Source organism: Actinoplanes auranticolor, from assembly GCF_018332655.1.
GTDB classification, from domain to species: Bacteria; Actinomycetota; Actinomycetes; order Mycobacteriales; family Micromonosporaceae; genus Actinoplanes; species Actinoplanes auranticolor.
In genome coordinates, this window is the sequence record NZ_BOQL01000086.1 from 20,309 (window position 1) to 37,387 (window position 17,079).

The 17,079-nt window shown below is 74.3% G+C and carries 13 protein-coding genes; 9 read left to right on the forward strand and 4 right to left on the reverse strand.

Annotated elements, in window-relative coordinates; genetic code table 11:
- The first annotated feature begins 153 nt into the window (after positions 1-153).
- Positions 154-2,706: a sensor histidine kinase gene (locus Aau02nite_RS43700; RefSeq protein ID WP_212994591.1), complete on the forward strand. Its 2,553-nt coding sequence runs from the start codon at positions 154-156 to the stop codon at positions 2,704-2,706.
- Positions 2,706-3,353, forward strand: coding sequence for a response regulator (locus Aau02nite_RS43705; RefSeq protein WP_212994592.1), 648 nt, complete (start codon positions 2,706-2,708; stop codon positions 3,351-3,353). The genes Aau02nite_RS43700 and Aau02nite_RS43705 overlap by 1 nt, the downstream gene beginning before the upstream one ends.
- A gap of 115 nt (positions 3,354-3,468) precedes the next feature.
- On the opposite strand, the gene pgm is transcribed toward Aau02nite_RS43705, so the two are convergent.
- Positions 3,469-5,112 carry a phosphoglucomutase (alpha-D-glucose-1,6-bisphosphate-dependent) gene (gene pgm / locus Aau02nite_RS43710; RefSeq protein WP_212994593.1) on the reverse strand — a complete coding sequence of 548 codons (1,644 nt, stop codon included), beginning with the start codon at positions 5,110-5,112 and terminating at the stop codon, positions 3,469-3,471.
- Positions 5,113-5,274: 162 nt separating this feature from the next.
- Here pgm and Aau02nite_RS43715 point away from each other — a divergent pair, with 162 nt between their 5' ends.
- The 3 genes from Aau02nite_RS43715 to yaaA are packed head-to-tail and all read left to right on the forward strand — an operon-like array spanning position 5,275 to position 8,122.
- Entirely contained in the window at positions 5,275-6,918 is a 1,644-nt protein-coding gene (locus tag Aau02nite_RS43715; RefSeq protein WP_246595886.1) for a copper resistance CopC/CopD family protein, read from the forward strand.
- 43 nt (positions 6,919-6,961) lie between these two features.
- Positions 6,962-7,306, forward strand: a complete 345-nt coding sequence (locus tag Aau02nite_RS43720; protein ID WP_212994594.1) for an STAS domain-containing protein — start codon at positions 6,962-6,964, stop codon at positions 7,304-7,306.
- A gap of 9 nt (positions 7,307-7,315) precedes the next feature.
- A complete protein-coding gene (gene yaaA, locus Aau02nite_RS43725) occupies positions 7,316-8,122 on the forward strand; it encodes a peroxide stress protein YaaA (protein ID WP_212994595.1) in 807 nt (268 codons plus the stop codon).
- Between the two features lie 9 nt (positions 8,123-8,131).
- Here the strand turns inward: yaaA and Aau02nite_RS43730 are convergent, their stop codons facing one another.
- Positions 8,132-8,740, reverse strand: a complete 609-nt coding sequence (locus tag Aau02nite_RS43730) for an FKBP-type peptidyl-prolyl cis-trans isomerase (protein ID WP_212994596.1) — start codon at positions 8,738-8,740, stop codon at positions 8,132-8,134.
- A gap of 360 nt (positions 8,741-9,100) precedes the next feature.
- Between Aau02nite_RS43730 and Aau02nite_RS43735 the strand changes: the two genes are divergently transcribed.
- The 3 genes from Aau02nite_RS43735 (at position 9,101) to Aau02nite_RS43745 (ending at position 15,000) form a co-directional block, all read left to right on the forward strand.
- Positions 9,101-10,054, forward strand: coding sequence for a hypothetical protein (locus Aau02nite_RS43735; RefSeq protein ID WP_246595887.1), 954 nt, complete (start codon positions 9,101-9,103; stop codon positions 10,052-10,054).
- A 61-nt stretch (positions 10,055-10,115) separates the two neighbouring features.
- Positions 10,116-13,379: an MMPL family transporter gene (locus Aau02nite_RS43740; protein WP_246595888.1), complete on the forward strand. Its 3,264-nt coding sequence runs from the start codon at positions 10,116-10,118 to the stop codon at positions 13,377-13,379.
- Positions 13,380-13,533: 154 nt separating this feature from the next.
- The gene (locus Aau02nite_RS43745) at positions 13,534-15,000 is read left to right on the forward strand and encodes an SDR family NAD(P)-dependent oxidoreductase (RefSeq protein WP_246595897.1); all 1,467 of its coding nucleotides are present in this window, start codon (positions 13,534-13,536) and stop codon (positions 14,998-15,000) included.
- On the opposite strand, the gene Aau02nite_RS43750 is transcribed toward Aau02nite_RS43745, so the two are convergent.
- Positions 14,979-15,359: a winged helix-turn-helix transcriptional regulator gene (locus Aau02nite_RS43750; protein WP_212994597.1), complete on the reverse strand. Its 381-nt coding sequence runs from the start codon at positions 15,357-15,359 to the stop codon at positions 14,979-14,981. The genes Aau02nite_RS43745 and Aau02nite_RS43750 overlap by 22 nt on opposite strands.
- Before the next feature lie 80 nt (positions 15,360-15,439).
- Between Aau02nite_RS43750 and Aau02nite_RS43755 the strand changes: the two genes are divergently transcribed.
- Positions 15,440-16,270, forward strand: a complete 831-nt coding sequence (locus tag Aau02nite_RS43755) for an SDR family oxidoreductase (RefSeq protein ID WP_212994598.1) — start codon at positions 15,440-15,442, stop codon at positions 16,268-16,270.
- 13 nt (positions 16,271-16,283) lie between these two features.
- Here Aau02nite_RS43755 and Aau02nite_RS43760 read toward each other — a convergent pair whose 3' ends face one another.
- Positions 16,284-17,075, reverse strand: a complete 792-nt coding sequence (locus Aau02nite_RS43760; RefSeq protein WP_212994599.1) for an AAC(3) family N-acetyltransferase — start codon at positions 17,073-17,075, stop codon at positions 16,284-16,286.
- Between the last annotated feature and the right edge of the window lie 4 nt (positions 17,076-17,079).

Sequence of the window (17,079 nt, forward strand, 5' to 3'; positions counted from 1 at the left end):
TCTGTCACTCCTGGCGCAGTACCAGTCGGCGGTGGCGGGCCGAAGCTGAGTGTTCCCGCCGCGGCCGGGCCGCCCTCCACCCTTGGATATAGACACCGGTGGCACCCCGGGCCGATGCGGGGCGTGGCAGCGCCCCTTTAGGGTCGGTGCGTCATGGAGCGCATTCCGGGTTGGCTGGTGCCGTTGGTCCTCGCCGTCACACAGCTGGCGGTGTGGCCGGGCATCCCGCTGGCCTCGGACGACCCGCTGTCGGCGCCCGCCGTCGCGACCGGCGTGACGGCCACGGTCGTCGTCGCGGTGGCGCTGCTGTGGCGGCGGTCGGCGCCGCTGGTGGCCATCGGTGTCGTGGTCGCGGCGGTGACCGTGGGGACGTACGGCGTACCCCTGGACGCGCTGCTGGTCGTCTCGATCGCCGACCTGATCGCGCTCTACAGCGTCGCCGTGCTGCGTTCGCGGCGGATGACGCTGGGCATCGCGGCGGCGGCGATGGTCTTGCAGGCCGTGTTGATCGCCACCACCACGGGCCTGGAGGACTTCGCCCTCGAGGTGGTCACCATCGTGGTGGTCTACGCGACCGTCGTCGCGTTCGGCCGGGCCCGGCACCGCTGGCACGCCGAGCGGAGCACGGCCGCGGGCCGGCTGGCCGAGGCCGAGGACCGGCGGGCCCGGGCCGCCGACACCGAACGGCACCGCCTGGCCCGCGAGCTGCACGACGTGACCGCGCACCACCTGACCTCGATCGTGGTCATCGCCTCGGCCGCCCAGCGCCTCGGCGGCACCCGTCCCGACCTGGTCGCCGAGGCCCGCGGGTTCGCCGCCCGGACCGGGCGCGACACCCTGGCGGCGCTGCACCGGCTGGTCGCGCTGCTGCAGCTGCCGGACGAGCGGCCCGGCCCGGTCACCGCCCGGCTGGCCGAGCTCGCCGAGGGCTTCCGGCTGCTCGGCCAGCACGTCAGCGTGCAGGTCGCCCCGGACGACCTGCCGGCCGCCACGACCGAGGCGATCTGCGGGATCACCCGCGAGGCGCTGACCAACACCCTGCGGTACGCCCCGGCCGGCGGCGTCCGCATCCGGCTCGGCCCCGTCCCCGACGGCCTGGAGCTCACCGTCGACGACGACGGCGCCCACGCGGACGGTGTCACCGGGATGGGCTCCGGGCGCGGCATCGCCGGCATGCGGGAACGCGCCGTGGCGCTGGGCGGCACCCTGACCGCGGGCCCCGGCCCCGGCGGCGGCTGGCGCGTCCGCGCGGTGCTGCCCCTGACCAGCGCCCCGCCCCCGGTCCCCCGCCGCCGGCTGCCCGGCGCCGAGCACGTCATCGACGTGGTCCTGTTCCTGATCGCCCTGTTCCCGCCGGTGGCAGCACTGCTGGTCACCGACGGCGGCCCCGACCTCGTCGGCGCGCCGGTGCCGCTGCTCCTCCTGGTCGCCGCGGTCCACGCCGTACCGGTGATCTGGCGGCGGACCCATCCCTGGGCCGTGCTCACCGCGGTCGCGGCCACCTCGTGGCTGCTGCCGGTCCTGATCGCGGCCGGGCCGGTGGCACCGGCACTGGGCTGGGTCATGCCGGCCGGACTGGGCGCGGAGGCCGTCGCGGTGTACGCGGTCGCCCGCTACGCCCGCCGCAACAACCTGACCGCCCTGGCGATCCCCGCCTCGTTCTCCTCCGCGGTGCTGGCCTCCGGCGTCACCCTCGCCCTGGACGCGCCGCCGGAGGAGGGAATCCCCTTCGTCGTGTGGGCGATCTTCATGTCCGTGGCCGTCGGGTGCCCGCTCGGGATGCCGATGGTGGGTGCCTGGCTGGCCGGCTTCCTCGCCCGCCGACGCCGCGCCGGACTCGAGGCCCGCGAGCACGACGCGGTCGCCACGTCGACGGCCCAGGCGATCTGGGTGGCGGGCCTCGAACGCGCCCGGGTGGCCGCCGGCCTGCAGGCGGCGGTCCTGCGCGACACGGCCCGGGTGGCCACGGCGGCCGACGCGGGCGACCTCGACCAGGTGCTGACCTCGGCCCGGACGGCCCTGGACGCGATGCGCGGCCTGCTCAACGGCCTGCGCGCCGAAACGGACCCGGCCCGCGACGCGGGCGACCGCGACCCGCAGCCGACCACGGCGGCCCTGCCGGGCCTGGCGGACCGGTGGCGCGCCAACGGCCGGCAGGTGGGCCTGGAGATCCCCGGCGCGGGCCGGGCGCTGCCGGCGGACGTCGACCTGTCGGCGTTCCGGGTGGTGGAGCTGCTGCTGGCCGGGGACACCGGGCCGGTGACCGCGCGGGTCGACCTGACCGGTGATCCGCTGCGGATCAGCATCCGGCCGATGCCGGCGGACGAGGGCGGGGAGATCGCGGCGGGACTGCGGGCGCGGCTGGCCGCGGTGGGCGGCAGCATGGGCACCGCGAGCGACGGCCACCCGGAGATCCTCCTCCCGGCGCCGATGGCGGCTCATCCGGGCGGGAGCGGCCCGGTTTCAACCGCGATGACACTCCCCGAGCCGACCGGCGCGGAGGGCCCGCCCAGCGACTCACCCGCACCGGACCTGTCAGGGCGAGGGCCGATGAAAGCCGTCGGTGCTGAGGGCCGAGCCGCCTCACCCGGTGCGAGCGACCCGGCCGGCGCGGGTGGAGGGCCGGCTGGGAGCATTTCCGCCGGGACCGGGCCGGGCACGCCGGCCGGGGACGACAAGGAGGTGGCGTCATCGCCGTCCGGGTGATGGTCGTCGACGACCAGCTCATGGTGCGCGCCGGGATCGCCGCCATCGTCGACGCCGAGAAGGGGCTCGAGGTCGTCGGGGAGGCCGCCGACGGGCAGGCCGCGCTCGATCTCGCCGCGCAGCTGCGGCCCGACGTGGTGCTCATGGACATCCGGATGCCCGGCATGGACGGGCTGACCGCCACCGCGCAGCTGACCGCCGCGGCGCCGGAGACCAAGGTGCTCGTGCTGACCACGTTCCATCAGGACCGTTATGTCTTCGAGGCGTTGAAGGCGGGCGCGGCCGGATTCGTGCTCAAGGATGTGCTGCCCGCCGACCTGCTCGCCGCCATCCGGGTCGTCGCCGACGGCGAGGCGATGCTCAGTCCCGCCGTGACCCGGCGGTTGATCGACGCGTTCGCCAGCGGCGGGCTGTCCGGCCCGGCCGAGCCCGGCGGGCGGCTGGACGGGCTCACCCCGCGCGAGCGCGAGGTTCTGGTCAGCATCGCCACCGGCCTGTCCAACGCCGAGATCGGCGCGGCCCTGGGCATCACCACCGGCACGGTGAAGGTGCACGTCAACGCCCTGTTGGCCAAGCTCGGCGTGCGCGACCGCGTGCAGGCGACGATCGCCGCCTACGACCTCGGCCTGGTCCGGCCCAACGCCTGAACCGGGGCGGCACAAGCCGGCGCGGACCGCGAACGGCACAAGCCGCGATCGGCGCACCCGGCCCGGCACAAGCCGGCCCGGACCGTGAGCGGTCCGGGCCGGGAAAATCCGGGGCTCAGCCCTTGAGGGCCGCCGAGACCACCCCCCGCGCCTCCTCCTGGATCCGCGCCAGGTGGTCCGGCCCCTTGAACGACTCCGCATAGATCTTGTAGACGTCCTCCGTGCCCGACGGGCGGGCCGCGAACCAGCCGGATTCCGTCGTCACCTTCAGGCCGCCGATCGGGGCGTTGTTGCCCGGTGCCGAGGTCAGCACCGCCGTGATCGGCTCTCCGTCCAGTTCCTTGGCCGTCACCTGCGACGGCGACAGCTTGCCCAGGATGGCTTTCTCGTCGCGGGTCGCCGGGGCGTCGATGCGGGCGTACGCCGGGTCGCCGAACTTCGCTGTCAGGTCTCGGTAGTGCTCGCTCGGGGTGCGGCCGGTCGTCGCCACGATCTCCGAGGCCAGCAGGTCCAGCAGGATGCCGTCCTTGTCCGTGCTCCACGGACTGCCGTCGCGGCGCAGGAACGACGCGCCCGCGCTCTCCTCGCCGCCGAAGCCGACCGAGCCGTCCAGCAGGCCCGGCACGAACCATTTGAAGCCGACCGGCACCTCGTCCAGTTTGCGGCCCAGGTCCGCCGCGACCCGGTCGATCATCGACGAGGACACCAGCGTCTTGCCGATCGCCGCCGCGGCCGGCCAGTCCGTCCGGACCTTGTACAGGTACGAGATCGCCACCGCCAGGTAGTGGTTGGGGTTCATCAGGCCGCCGTCGGGGGTGACGATGCCGTGCCGGTCGGCGTCCGCGTCGTTGCCGGTGGCCAGCTGGAACTTGTCCTTCTGGGCGATCAGTGAGGCCATCGCGTACGGCGACGAGCAGTCCATCCGGATCTTGCCGTCCCAGTCCAGCGTCATGAAGCCGAAGGTGGGGTCGACGTCGGGGTTGACCACCGTCAGGTCCAGCCCGTACCGGGAGCCGATCTCGCCCCAGTAGGCGACGCTGGCGCCGCCCAGCGGGTCCGCGCCGATCCGGACGCCGGCCGCGCGGATCGCCTCCATGTCGATGACCGAGCCCAGGTCGTCGACGTAGGTGGCCAGGTAGTCGTAGCCGGAGACCAGGTCCGAGGTGCGGGCCCGGGCCGCCGGCACCCGGCGTACCTCCTTGAGGCCGCCGGCGATCAGCGCGTTCGCCCGGTCCTGGATCCACTTGGTGGCGTCGGTGTCGGCCGGTCCGCCGTGCGGCGGGTTGTACTTGAAGCCGCCGTCGTCCGGCGGGTTGTGCGACGGGGTGACGACCACGCCGTCGGCCAGCCCGGAGGTGCGGCCCTTGTTGTGGGTGAGGATCGCGTGCGACAGCGCGGGGGTCGGCGTGTAGCCGTCGCGGCTGTCGATGAGCACGCGCACGTCGTTGGCGGCGAAGACCTCCAGGGCGGAGATCATCGCCGGCTCGCTCAGTGCGTGCGTGTCGCGGCCCAGGTAGAGCGGGCCGTCGGTGCCCTGCTCGCGGCGGTACTCGACGATGGCCTGGCTGGTGGCCACGATGTGGTCCTCGTTGAACGCGGTCTTCAGGCTGGAGCCGCGGTGCCCGGAGGTGCCGAAGGCGACGCGCTGCTCGGCGACCCCGGGATCCGGGTGGCCGGTGTAGTAGCTCAGGACCACCCGGGGCACGTCGATTCGGTCGCGGGAATCGGCGGGGGTGCCGGCGCGGGGATGCACGGACATCGAGGAGCCTCCTTGAGGGCGTGGACCTGCCCGGGATCGTATCGCCGGGTGGTACCCGGCCGGGCGGATCGGTAAGCCGTCGTGCGCGGATTGAACCTTTCCCCCCGATGATCCGAACTACCTACCGTGACAGGGGCTGCAGCGGCTGGGGGGCCGCGGATCGTGCGCGTACTCATCGTGGCCATGATCGGACTGGGTGCGGTGCTGCTTCCGGCGGCACCGGCGAGCGCGCACGCCGCGCTGACCACGGCGACGCCGGAGCCCGGCAGTGTGGTGGCTACCGCTCCGGGCGAGATCACGCTGAACTTCACCGAGGGCATCACACCGGTCGCTGAACGCACCCAGGTGCTGGCGCCGGACGGCAAACGGATCACCGGTACGGTCACCGCGACCGGCTCGACGCTGCGCATCCAGGTGCGGCGCGCGGACCAGCCGCTGGGCACGTACCTGGTCAGCTACCGGATCATCTCGGCCGACAGCCATCCGGTCGGCGGCGCGATGACGTTCTCGGTCGGCGCGCCCTCGGCGCGCCCGCCGGAGAGCGATCCGGACACCGTGCACCCGTCGGTCGCGGTGGCGGTCCCCACGATCAAGTTCATCGGGTACGCCGGTCTGACGCTGATCATCGGCCCGGCCCTGCTGCTCGCCCTGCTGTGGCCCCGCCGCCTGTCCCGCCGCGGGCCGATCCTGCTGGTCCGGGCCGGGGTGATCGCCACCGCGGCGTCGACCCTGGGCGCGTTGTGGGCGCAGGCGCCGAACAGCAGCGGCGCACCCCTGTGGGACGTCTCGGTCACCGAGCTCGCCGACGTGCTGGCCAGCCCGTTCGGCGTCATCCTGCTGGCCCGGCTGGCCCTGCTGGCCGCGGCCGCCGCGCTGCTGCTGCCGGTCCTGCACGGCAGCGGCCGGCGGTGGCACGGCGTGGCGCTGCCGGCCCTGACCGCCGCCGGTCTGAGCACCTGGCCGCTGACCGGGCACGCCACCGACTCGCCGCTGGCCGCGGCGATCGTGGCCGCCGACGTCGTGCACATCGCCGCGATGGCGGTCTGGCTGGGCGGGCTGGTCACGCTGGCGGTGTTCCTGCTGCGCGGCGCCCATCCCCGGGTGCTGGGCGTGATCCTGCCGGCCTGGTCGCGCTGGGCGGCGCTGGCGGTGGTGTGGCTGGTCGGCGCGGGCACGGTGCAGGCGGTGGTCCAGGTCGGGTCCGTGGGCGCGCTGTGGGGCACCGGGTACGGCCGCCTCCTGCTCGGCAAGATCGCCATCCTGGCCGGGGTGCTGGCGGCCGCAGCCTTCGCGCGGCGGCTCGTACGCCGGGCCCAGGTGCGCAACGGCGGCGTGGCCACGTTACGGCGCACGGTCGGGGCCGAGGTCGCCGCCACCGTGCTGGTGCTGGGCCTGAGCGCCGTGCTGGTGCAGGTCACGCCCGGACGCAGCGTCATCGGCGAGCGGACCACTAGCACCCAGAAGGGGGTCTCGCAGACGCTCACCTCGGAGCTGTTCACGCTGCAGTTCTCCGTCTACCCGGTGGAGCTGGGCGAGAACAACACCGTGCACGGCTTCACCTACACGCCGGAGGGCAAGCCGCTGCCGGCCCCCGAATGGACCGTCACGACCCGCCTGCAGGGTCAGGATCTGGAGCCGGTGTCCGAGCCGATGCTGCCGCTCGCCCCGCGCAACGACGCGATGGGCGCGCTCACCTTCCCGCTGCCCGGCACGTACGAGATCAGCTTCACCGTCCGGGTCAGCGAGATCGACCAGGCGACGGTCCGCACGACGATCACGGTCCCACAGGTTCCACCGGCGTCCTGACTGGGCAGAGAGAGGTCTCCGTCGTGCCCGGGGAGGCCCAGTCGTGCAAGTGTCCGTCATCGGTGACCCCGACGACACCGTGATCGTCTCCGTGCGCGGCGACCTGGACGGTGGCACCGACACCGTGCTGGGCACCACACTCGAGCAGGTGCTGGACCGGCCGGTGCCGCGGGTCGTGGTCGACGTCTCCGGCATCGGGTTCTGTGACTCCACGGGGCTGCGCTCGTTCATCAACGGGCACGAGCGGGCCGTCGCCGCCGGTGGCTGGCTGCGGCTGGCCGCCCCGGGCCACCAGCTGCGGGACCTGCTGCGGGTCGCCGGGCTGCTGCCGGTGCTGGAGATCTATCCGAGCGTGGCCGACGCGCTGGCCCCCGAGCCGGACTTGTAACCTCGCGGCGTGCTCATCCTGCTGCCGCCGTCCGAGGGCAAGACCGCACCGGCCACCGGTGCACCCGCCGACCCTGCCGAGCTGTGGCTCCCGCGGCTGGCGCCGGCCCGGCGCCGGGTGCTGTCCAAGCTCGTGGCGCTGTGCAAACGCGGCAGCGCCCGCGGCGTCGCCGACTCGCTGGCGGTGCTGGGGCTCAGCGCTGCCCAGCACGCCGAGGTGGCCCGCAACGCCGGGCTGGCCACCGCACCGGCTGCGCCCGCCGCCGGGGTCTACACCGGCGTGCTCTACGAGGCCCTCGACCCGGCCGGGCTCGCGCCGCCGGCCCGGGCCTGGGTCGACGAGCGGGCGGTGGTGTTCTCGGGGCTGTGGGGGGTGCTGCGGCTGACCGACCGGATCCCGGCGTACCGGTGCTCGGTCGGTGTCACGCTGCCGGTGCTCGGCGGGCTCACAGCGTACTGGAAGAAGGCGCTCGGCCCCGCGCTGGACCGCGCGGCCGCCGGCGGCCCGGTGCTGGATCTGCGGTCCGGCGCTTATGCGGCGATGTGGGCGCCCGCGGGCGCCCTCGCCGGGCGCACCGCCACCGTGCGGGTGCTGCACGAGCGGATGGCCGGCGACCAGCCGCGGCGGTCGGTGGTGAGCCACTTCAACAAGGCCACCAAGGGCCGGCTGGTGCGTTCGCTGGCCGAGGCCGGGGCGCGGCCGGCGTCCGTGGACGAGCTGCTGGCCGCGCTGCGGGACCTGAAGTACACCGTCGAGGAGCGGCCCGTCGCGGCGGGCCGCTCCCGTCAGGTGGACGTGATCGTGCGGGAGCTGTGACCGAGCTCCTTACTGGGCGGCCAGCACGTCGACGATGAAGCGCAGGTCGCCGCCGGGACGGCCCTCGGGGGCGGGGTCGCCGTAGGCCATCGCGGCCGGGATGTCGAGCTGCACCCGGCTGCCGACGGCCACGCCGACCAGGCCCTTGTCCCAGCCCTCGATGAGCTGGCCGGCGCCGACCGGGAACTGCGCCGGCTGCCCGGACTTCCAGGACGAGTCGAACTCCTTGCCGTCGGAGTAGGTCACGCCCACGTAGTTGGCCTGGATGGTCTGGCCGGCCTTCAGCTTCGGGCCCTTGCCGGCGATGATCTCGGTGACCTTGAGCTCGGCGACCTTGCCCTTGCCGGCTTTGACCACCGGCGGCTGCTGCAGCGCCGGGTCCAGCGGGACCTGCGCCGCGGCCGGCGGCTGGCTGGGCGCGGGGGCGGGCTCGGTCGGCGCGGCGGCGGCCGGGTCGGCCGGAGCGGAGGCGGCCGCCGGGGCCGCCGGCTTCTCGTCGTCGGACACCTGGATGCCGACATAGACCGCGACCAGTACGGCGATCACGGCCACACCCGCGAAGGCGCCGGTCAGGGCCTGGCCCCGGCGACTGGTACCGGTCTTGTCCTGGACGCTCATCTGTATCGGACTCTCCTGTCGGACGGGACATGCTGGCAGACTCCGGACACCGTACTCGCCGCGCCTGCGGAAGCCGGGGCGAACCTCCACCGAACCGCCGACCCTGGTGATCATCCGGACGGCTTGGTTACTCATTTCGCTCTTCTCCGTCACTCACGGAAGGTGAGACGGTGTACCTCCCCACAGCATCACGGCGACGGCTCGTCGCCGGCACCGGCTCACGCAGTACAGCACTCGGGACAACCCGCCCGGCCGCCACCGGCGGTCGGCGCGCGCCCGCGAACGACCGGGGAGGGTCGGTTGCCGGACGACGACCGTACGACAGGTCGCCAGCCTGAGTCCGCGGGACGATCGGCCGACGTGGGGCACCGCAGGCCCTACCCGTCCGCGCCGAACCCGCGTACCAGCTATGGCTACCGCACGACCGGCCGCCGCGGCGCGGCCGTGCCACCGCTGCTGCTCGACGACGGGCGGCGCCGGCTGACCGAGTTCCTCATGCCGGCCGCCGTCATCCTGGCGGGGGTGCTGATCGTGGTGGCGTTCGGCTTCATCATCAGCCGCGCGGTCCGCGACGACAACAAGCAGGCGATCCCGCCGGTGCAGCCGCCCGCGCTCGGGGACGTGCCGCTCAACCCGCCGGCCGACCAGTTCCCGATCCCGCTGCCCAGTGCCTCCGACAGCCGTCCGCCTTCGCCGTCGCCCACGCCGTCGAAGAGCCGGACCACCCGGCCCGCGCCCACGACGACCACACCGAAGCCGCCGGACCAGGGCTCGGTCAAGGTCGCCCGCAACGACGTCCCCTCCCGGGTCGACCTGACCGCCGAGGGCAGCCGCGACTGGGTGCACTGGGGCGAGCAGAGCACCTTCTCGCTGGAACGCCGGGCCGACGGCGACTTCCAGATCCTCGAGGGCGCCCCCACCGCGCCGCGCTTCCGGCACGGCTTCAGCGACGAGCTGTTCAGCTGGCGCGACGGCTCGCCGGTGAACGACAGCGACGGCACGCCGACCGGCATCCGCACCTGCGGCAAGGGCAACGGCTTCACCATCTCGGCCCCGGCCGGCACGTCGACCCGGACCCTGCGGCTCTACGTGGGGGCGCTGGCCGGCCGTGGCAAGCTGACCGCGCGGCTCTCGGCCGGATCGGCCTCGGCCACCTCGACGTTCGAGGAACGCAGCAACAATCTCGACACGGCGGTCTTCGTGATCACGTACCGGGCGCCGCGGAACGGCAAGATCAATCTGAGCTGGATCACCGAGGAGGCGTTCAGCCAGGATTGCGGCGGCGTCGCGCTCGAAGCGGCGACGCTGCGCTGAGGTCTGCCGGTCCCCCTGGGGTGGGGGGAACCGGGCGTTCCGTGGGGTGCGGGACGCGGGTGTGGAGGAGATCGGTGTGTTCGCCGCCTGGGGATCATGGGTGGCCCGGTTCCGGTGGCCGGTGCTGGTGTGCACGGTCGTCGCGGTCGCCGCGGCCGGGATGTGGGGACTGGGCGTCTTCGGCCAGCTGACCGAGGGCGGTTACAACGACCCGGGCAGCGAGTCGACCCGCGCCGCCGAGGTGGTCCGCGAGGAGCTGGGCGCGCAGGGCGGCGACGTCGTCGTCATCTACACGCCCACGTCCGGCAGCATCGACGACACCGGGCTGGGTCAGCGCGTACGGACCCGGCTCGACGCGCTGCCGCGGTCCGCGGTCACGGCCGTCGCGTCGTACTGGCCGGACAAGACCGCGCAGTACGCGTCGGCCGACCGGTCCCGGGCCGTGGCGGTGCTGACCCTGGCCGGCGACGACGAGGGCGCCAAGCTGGAGGCGTACCGGGAGATCGACGACAAGCTGTCGGTCGAGGGCGCCACCACCCAGCTCGCCGGCGGCGCGCCGCTCAGTGACGCGTCGTCCACGCTGTCGACGCAGGACCTGGCGTTCGCCGAGGCGGTGTCGCTGCCCATCGTGCTGATCCTGCTGCTGTTCATCTTCGGCTCACTGGTCGCCGCCTCGCTGCCGGTGCTGGTCGGCGGGTGCGCGGTGCTCGGCTCGCTGGGGGTGCTGCACGCGATCGCGTACGGCCACGACGTCAACTCGTTCGCGGTCAACGTGGCCAGCCTGCTCGGGCTGGGCATGGCGATCGACTACGGGCTGTTCATGGTCGGGCGGTTCCGGGAGGAGCAGGGCTTCGGGCGTACGCCGGGCGAGGCGGTGGCCCGTACCGTCGCGACCGCCGGACGCACCGTGATCTTCTCCGCGACGCTGCTGATGATCGCCCTGGCCGGTCTGCTGCTGTTCCCGCAGGGCTTCCTCAAGTCGCTGGCCTACGGCGGCCTGGCCGCCGTCGCCCTGGCCGCGATCCTGTCCCTGACGCTGCTGCCCGCCCTGCTGGCGGTCCTCGGCCCGCGCGTCGACAAGCTGCCGGTGCGGCTGCCCCGCCGCGGCGGGAACCGGCCGGCCGGCACCGGCTGGGCCCGCCTGGCCGGTGCGGTGCTGCGCCACCCGGTGCTGGTCGCCCTGCCGATCCTGGCCGGGCTGCTGGTGCTGGCCGCGCCGATCGCCGGGGTGCGCTTCGGCGAGAACGACGAGCGGATCCTGCCGGCGGGCAACCCGGCCCGGCAGGCGATCGAGACCCTCAAGGCCGACTTCCCGGCGCTGAGCAGCGCGGGCGTCCAGGTGGTGCTGCGCGGCACGCGCGGTGCCGCACCGGCAGCCCAGGACGGTACGGCGTTCGCCGACGAGGTGCGCAAGGTCCCGGGCCTCGCCGCGGTCACCCCGGCCGGCACCGGCGGCGACGTCCTGCTCTACACCGCGACCCTGACCGGCACGGACCCGTTCAGCACGGCGGCGCGCGACGCGGTCGAGGACATCCGCTCCCTGCGCGCCCCACCCGGCGCAGAAGTCCTGGTCGGCGGCACGACCGCGCGCAACGTCGACAGTTTGAGCGCGACCGCGGACCAGCTCCCGCTGATGATCGCCCTGCTGGTCGGGGCGACGCTGGTGCTGATGTTCCTGGCCTTCGGCTCGATCCTGCTGCCGGTCAAGGCGGTGGTGCTGAGCGCCCTGAGCCTGAGCGCGACGTTCGGCATCCTGGTCTGGATCTTCCAGGACGGCCACGGCGCGGACCTGCTGCGGGTCACGCCGGCGCCCCCCGAGGTCGGCATCGTGGTGCTGATGGCCGCGGTGGTCTTCGGCCTGTCCACCGACTACGAGGTCTTCCTGCTGTCCCGCATGGTCGAGGCCCGCACCCGCGGCGCGACCACGGCCGAGGCGGTGACCACGGGCCTGGCCCGCACCGGACGGGTGATCAGCGCGGCGGCGATCCTGCTGATCGTGGTGACGGGCGCGTTCGCCCTGTCGTCGGTGACCACGATGCGCTTCATCGGCGTCGGCATGATCGTGGCCCTGTTCCTGGACGCGACGGTGGTCCGGATGCTGCTGGTACCGGCGGTGCTGAAGCTGACGGGCGACGCGGCCTGGTGGGCGCCGGGACCGCTGCGGCGCCTGCAGGAGCGGGCCGGGCTGCAGGAGTACGAGGACGAGGAGCTGTTCCCGACGGTGTCGGTGGGGCGGCACGCGGCTCCGGAGGTGGCGGGGGCGCGGACGTCGGCGGTGGCCGGTGGCCGGGCAGGGGCGCCGGTCCGGGCGTCGGCCTGGTTCGAGCGGCCGTCCGGGGACGGGGACACGACCTCGGCGTGGCCTCCGCAGCCGGCGGCGCGGTCGGTGTCTCCGGCGACGCCGATGAGCGATCCCTCTGCGGCGGACGCGCCGGTGGCCGGGTCTTCGGCGGCGGACGCCCCGGTGTCGCCCGGTGTGTCCGGGGCGGGTTCCTTCCCAGTGACGGCTCCGGTTTCGCCTGGCGGCCCGGGTGGGCCAGGTGCCCGGCCGGACCACTTCTCCGGGACCGCATCGGTCTCCCCGGCGGCCTCGCCGGATTCGACGGCCGGACCGGCTTCATCCGCCGCCGGGTCCGCGTGGCCCGCCGCGGGATCCGCTGCCGGGTCAGGGACGTCCGCCGCCGGACTCGCTTCCGGCTCTGCGTCGGCCGCTACCGAGTCCACCGCCGGATCCGCATCGCCGGCCGCCGGATCCGCTGACCGCTCTGCGTCGTCCGCTGCCCGGTCCGCGTCGCCGGCGGCCGGGACAGGGTCCCCAGCTGCCGGGCCCGCGCCCACGGCGCCCTCGGGACGAGCCGGTGGCCGTTTCTCGGCCAGTGCGCCCGTCTCGGGCGGGGCGACGTCCGGCTATCCGGTCGCCGGTTCCGCGCCGCACCCCTCCTCGTCGCGGATCACGCTGGACGAGCCGGGCACGGGTGACGCCTCCTGGCCCGCCGCCAGCACTCAATCGCCATCGGTGTCCGGCGAACGCCCCTCGTCCCCCGCGCCGACGAGCCCGTCGGCACCCCCGGCCTGGCCACCGGCCGCCGGCCGCGGACGGGCCGACCGCGAAGCCAACGGACAAACCGACCCGGACGGCTACGGACGGACCGGCCACGAAGACGGGCCGCCCGTCACGGTCGACCTCTCCGGCCGGGTCACCCCGCCGGACGACACCACGGCCGACGGCGGCGAAGCCCCCGCCGACCCCGGGCGGCGGGAGCCCGGCGTCGACACCACAGCCATCCTCGAGCTGCCCCCGACCCGCCCGGAGCCGCCCTCCTGACCGCCTCCGGCAGATCGAAAGCTAGCCGTTATGGCACTCTTGCGGCTATTGTGGCCCGCCGGGTCGTACGGATCAGCCGTGCGCCCGGCGTAGTCAGTACCATGCCCCGGGAGAGTTGGGGTTCTACCGGGACGGGATGAGCATGACCGCGACCATGGACGAGTCCGCCACGTCAGGCGGCTACGCCGACGCGCCCACGGACGCCACCCGCATCGACCCCGAGCGCCTCGCGTTGTGCCTGCAGGTCATCGCCGAGGCTGAGCAGCTCGACCCGGAGCACCCCGACGCGGTGGCCGTCCGCCGCGCCACCGCCGGCCTGTTCAAGACGGTCAAGCTGCGCCGCCGCCGGGACCGCCGCGACGCCATCCTGGCCAACGACCGTGCGGTGACCGCCGCGACCGCGACCGGCGCGCCCAGCCGCATCGACGACGAGACCGCCGGCATCCCGCTCGCCACCGCGACCACCACGACCAGCGCGGGCGTCCTGCGCCAGCCGCGCGGCTGCTACATCTGCAAGCAGCGCTACGTACAGGTCGACGCGTTCTACCACCAGCTCTGCCCGGCCTGCGCGGCGAAGAACCACAGCCACCGCGACGCCCGCACCGACCTGACCGGGCGCCGGGCGCTGCTCACCGGCGGCCGCGCCAAGATCGGCATGTACATCGCGCTGCGGCTGCTGCGCGACGGCGCGCACACCACCATCACCACGCGGTTCCCGAACGACGCCGTGCGGCGCTTCGCCGCGATGCCGGACAGCGCGGACTGGCTGCACCGGCTGCGGGTGGTCGGCATCGACCTGCGGGACCCGGGGCAGGTGGTCGCGCTGGCCGACTCGGTCGCGGCCCGCGGCCCGCTGGACATTCTGATCAACAACGCGGCCCAGACGGTACGGCGCTCGCCCGGCTCGTACTCGGCACTGGTGGCGGCCGAGTCGGCGCCACTGCCCGACGGTCCCCTGCCCGAGCTGGAGTATCTCGGCGGCCACGCGATGGCGGCGCACCCCGCGTCGCTGACCGACGGCTCGTCGTTCAGCCCGCACGCGCTGACCGCCCTGGCGCTGACCAGCGGCTCGGCCAGCCCGGACCGGATCGCCGCGCTGACCGCGATCGACGCCGGCGGGCTGGTCCCCGACCTGGCGCCGACCAACAGCTGGAGCGACCGGGTGCACGAGGTCGACGCCCTGGAGCTGCTGGAGGTGCAGCTCTGCAACGTCACGGCCCCGTTCGTGCTGGTCAGCCGGCTGCGCGCGGCGATGACGGCGTCACCGTTCCCCCGCCGGTACGTGGTGAACGTGTCCGCGATGGAGGGTGTGTTCGCCCGCGGCTACAAGGGCGCGGGTCACCCGCACACGAACATGGCCAAGGCGGCGCTGAACATGCTCACCCGTACCAGCGCCGAGGACATGTTCACCGACGGCATCCTGATGACCAGCGTGGACACCGGCTGGATCACCGACGAGCGCCCGCACCCGACCAAGATGCGGCTGGCCGACGAGGGCTTCCACGCCCCGCTGGACCTGGTCGACGGCGCGGCCCGGGTGTACGACCCGATCGTGCGCGGCGAGCAGGGCGAGGACCTGTACGGCATCTTCCTGAAGGACTACGCCCCGATCGCCTGGTGACCGTCGTAGGCGGCGCGGGCCTGCTCGACGCTGCCCAGGTGCCCCGAGCCCCAGTCGGCCAGGGCGGCGAACAGCGGCGCGAGGGTCAGGCCGAGTTCGCTGATCTCGTACTCGACGCGGGGCGGGACCTCGGGGTGGTAGGTGCGGGTGATGAGCCCGTCGCGTTCGAGCTGGCGCAGCCGCTGGGTGAGCACCTTGGGCGTGATGGTGGCGATCCGGCGCTGCAGTTCGACGAAACGCTGCCGCCCGAACTCGTGCAACGCCCACAGGATGGGCGTGGTCCAGCGGCTGAAGACGATGTCGACCACGGGCCCGATCGGGCAGGCGGTCTCCGGCGGGGCCTGGCGGCTGGGCTTCACAGGGTAGTCACTTTCCTCTAGGTACCTACTATCCCGCCGATGCTAGCTTCCCTTCCTCAACGCATGACGGAGGGAACGACATGATCGTGGTGACGGGGGCGACGGGCAACGTGGGGGCTCCGCTGGTGGCGGAGCTGGCAGCGGCGGGCGAGCGCGTGACAGCGGTGTCGCGGCGGCCGGCGACGTTGCCGCCCGGGGTCCGGCACGTGCCGGCCGATCTGACCGACGCGGAATCGCTGCAGCCCGCGCTCGACGGCGCCGAGGCGCTGTTCGTGCTGGTGGCGGGCGGCGGCGCGGGGATCGACCCGGACGCGGTGCTGGGCGCGGCGAAGGCGGCGGGCGTGCGCCGGGTGGTCCTGCAGTCGTCGCAGGGGGTACGGACCCGGCCGGGTGCGGCGTCACACGCGCCCCTCCGTGAATTCGAGGAGGCGCTGCGCGGCTGCGGGCTGGAGTGGACGATTCTGCGGCCGGGCGGGTTCGCCTCCAACGCGTACGCGTGGGCGTCGTCGGTCCGCGAGCGGCGCCTCGTGGCCGCGCCCTTCGCGGACGTCGCGCTGCCGGTCGTCGACCCGGCGGACCTCGCGGCCTGCGCGGCGATCACCCTGCGCGGCGGTCACCAGAGCCAGGTGTACGAGCTGACGGGCCCCGCCCCGATCTCACCCCCCGAACAGGCGGCGGCCATCGGCCGGGCGATCGGCGCCGAGGTGACGTTCGTGGAGCTGACCCGCACGGAGGCCGCGGCCGCCCTGGGCGCCTTCATGCCGCCGGAGGTGGTGGCCGGCACGCTGGACATCATGGGCTCCCCCACGCCCGGCGAACGGACCCCGAGCGACGACGTGGCGAGGTTGCTGGCCCGTCCGCCGCGCCCGTTCACCGCCTGGGCCGCCGTCCACGCGGACGCCTTCCGCTGAGGCCGGAACCGTCCTACCGGCGCCGGTTCTCGGCCAGCCAGGTCGTCGCGAAGCCGACCAGCGCGCGCTGCTCCATCAGGCGCGCGGTGGCACTGCCCACCGGCCCGGTCGTGACAGCCCCGGTCCCCTCGAAGGCGGCGCCGAGCTCGGCGAAGTCGCTCTCGTCGGCCACCACCTCGGACCAGGTGACCCACTGGTCGGTCCCGTCCGGTTGCCGCACCGAGGCACCGGCGACCGACCGGGGCGCGGCCGGCTGACGCGACTCGGCCAGGTGCAGCGACGTGTTGGAGTCGTGCCCGCAGCCCAGCAGCAGCACCTTGCCGTACAGCCGGTGGACCGCGCCGAGCGGCGAGTGCTCGCCCAGCCCTTCGGTCAGGCGGTGACCGGCGACGATGCCGGTCGCGTCCTTTCCCAGGGCGGCGAACGACACCTGCGGATGGTCGCTGCGGACGGCGCCGGGCCAGGTCCGCAGGGTCTCCGCGATGGCCCCCATCCAGCGGCTCGGCGTCCGCGCCGGGTCGAACCCCGGCGTCTCGCGCCGCAGCACCGGCCACCAGGTGCGGGGTACGGGCGGCCGGCTCCAGTCGGCCGGATCGCTGTTGTCGGGGGTGTGGGTGGGCACGACCACGGTGCCACCGGCCCCGCACACCTCCAGCAGCGACTGCACGACCGCCTGAGGGCCGCCGGCCACGAAGCCCAGGCTGCGCAACGAGGAATGCACCAGCACCACGTCGCCGGCCGTCAGCCCGAGCGCGCGCAGGTCCGACGCGAGCGACGTGACGGTGTGCGGGCGAGCCTGATCCATCGGG

Coding starts and splice junctions, on each gene's coding strand:
- Aau02nite_RS43730 (WP_212994596.1), bottom strand. CDS start 8,740: ATGAGCGTCCAGGACAAGACCGGTACCAGTCGCCGGGGCCAGGCCCTG.
- pgm (WP_212994593.1), bottom strand. CDS start 5,112: ATGTCCGTGCATCCCCGCGCCGGCACCCCCGCCGATTCCCGCGACCGA.
- Aau02nite_RS43755 (WP_212994598.1), top strand. CDS start 15,440: ATGATCGTGGTGACGGGGGCGACGGGCAACGTGGGGGCTCCGCTGGTG.
- Aau02nite_RS43745 (WP_246595897.1), top strand. CDS start 13,534: ATGGACGAGTCCGCCACGTCAGGCGGCTACGCCGACGCGCCCACGGAC.
- Aau02nite_RS43700 (WP_212994591.1), top strand. CDS start 154: ATGGAGCGCATTCCGGGTTGGCTGGTGCCGTTGGTCCTCGCCGTCACA.
- Aau02nite_RS43760 (WP_212994599.1), bottom strand. CDS start 17,075: ATGGATCAGGCTCGCCCGCACACCGTCACGTCGCTCGCGTCGGACCTG.
- Aau02nite_RS43705 (WP_212994592.1), top strand. CDS start 2,706: ATGGTCGTCGACGACCAGCTCATGGTGCGCGCCGGGATCGCCGCCATC.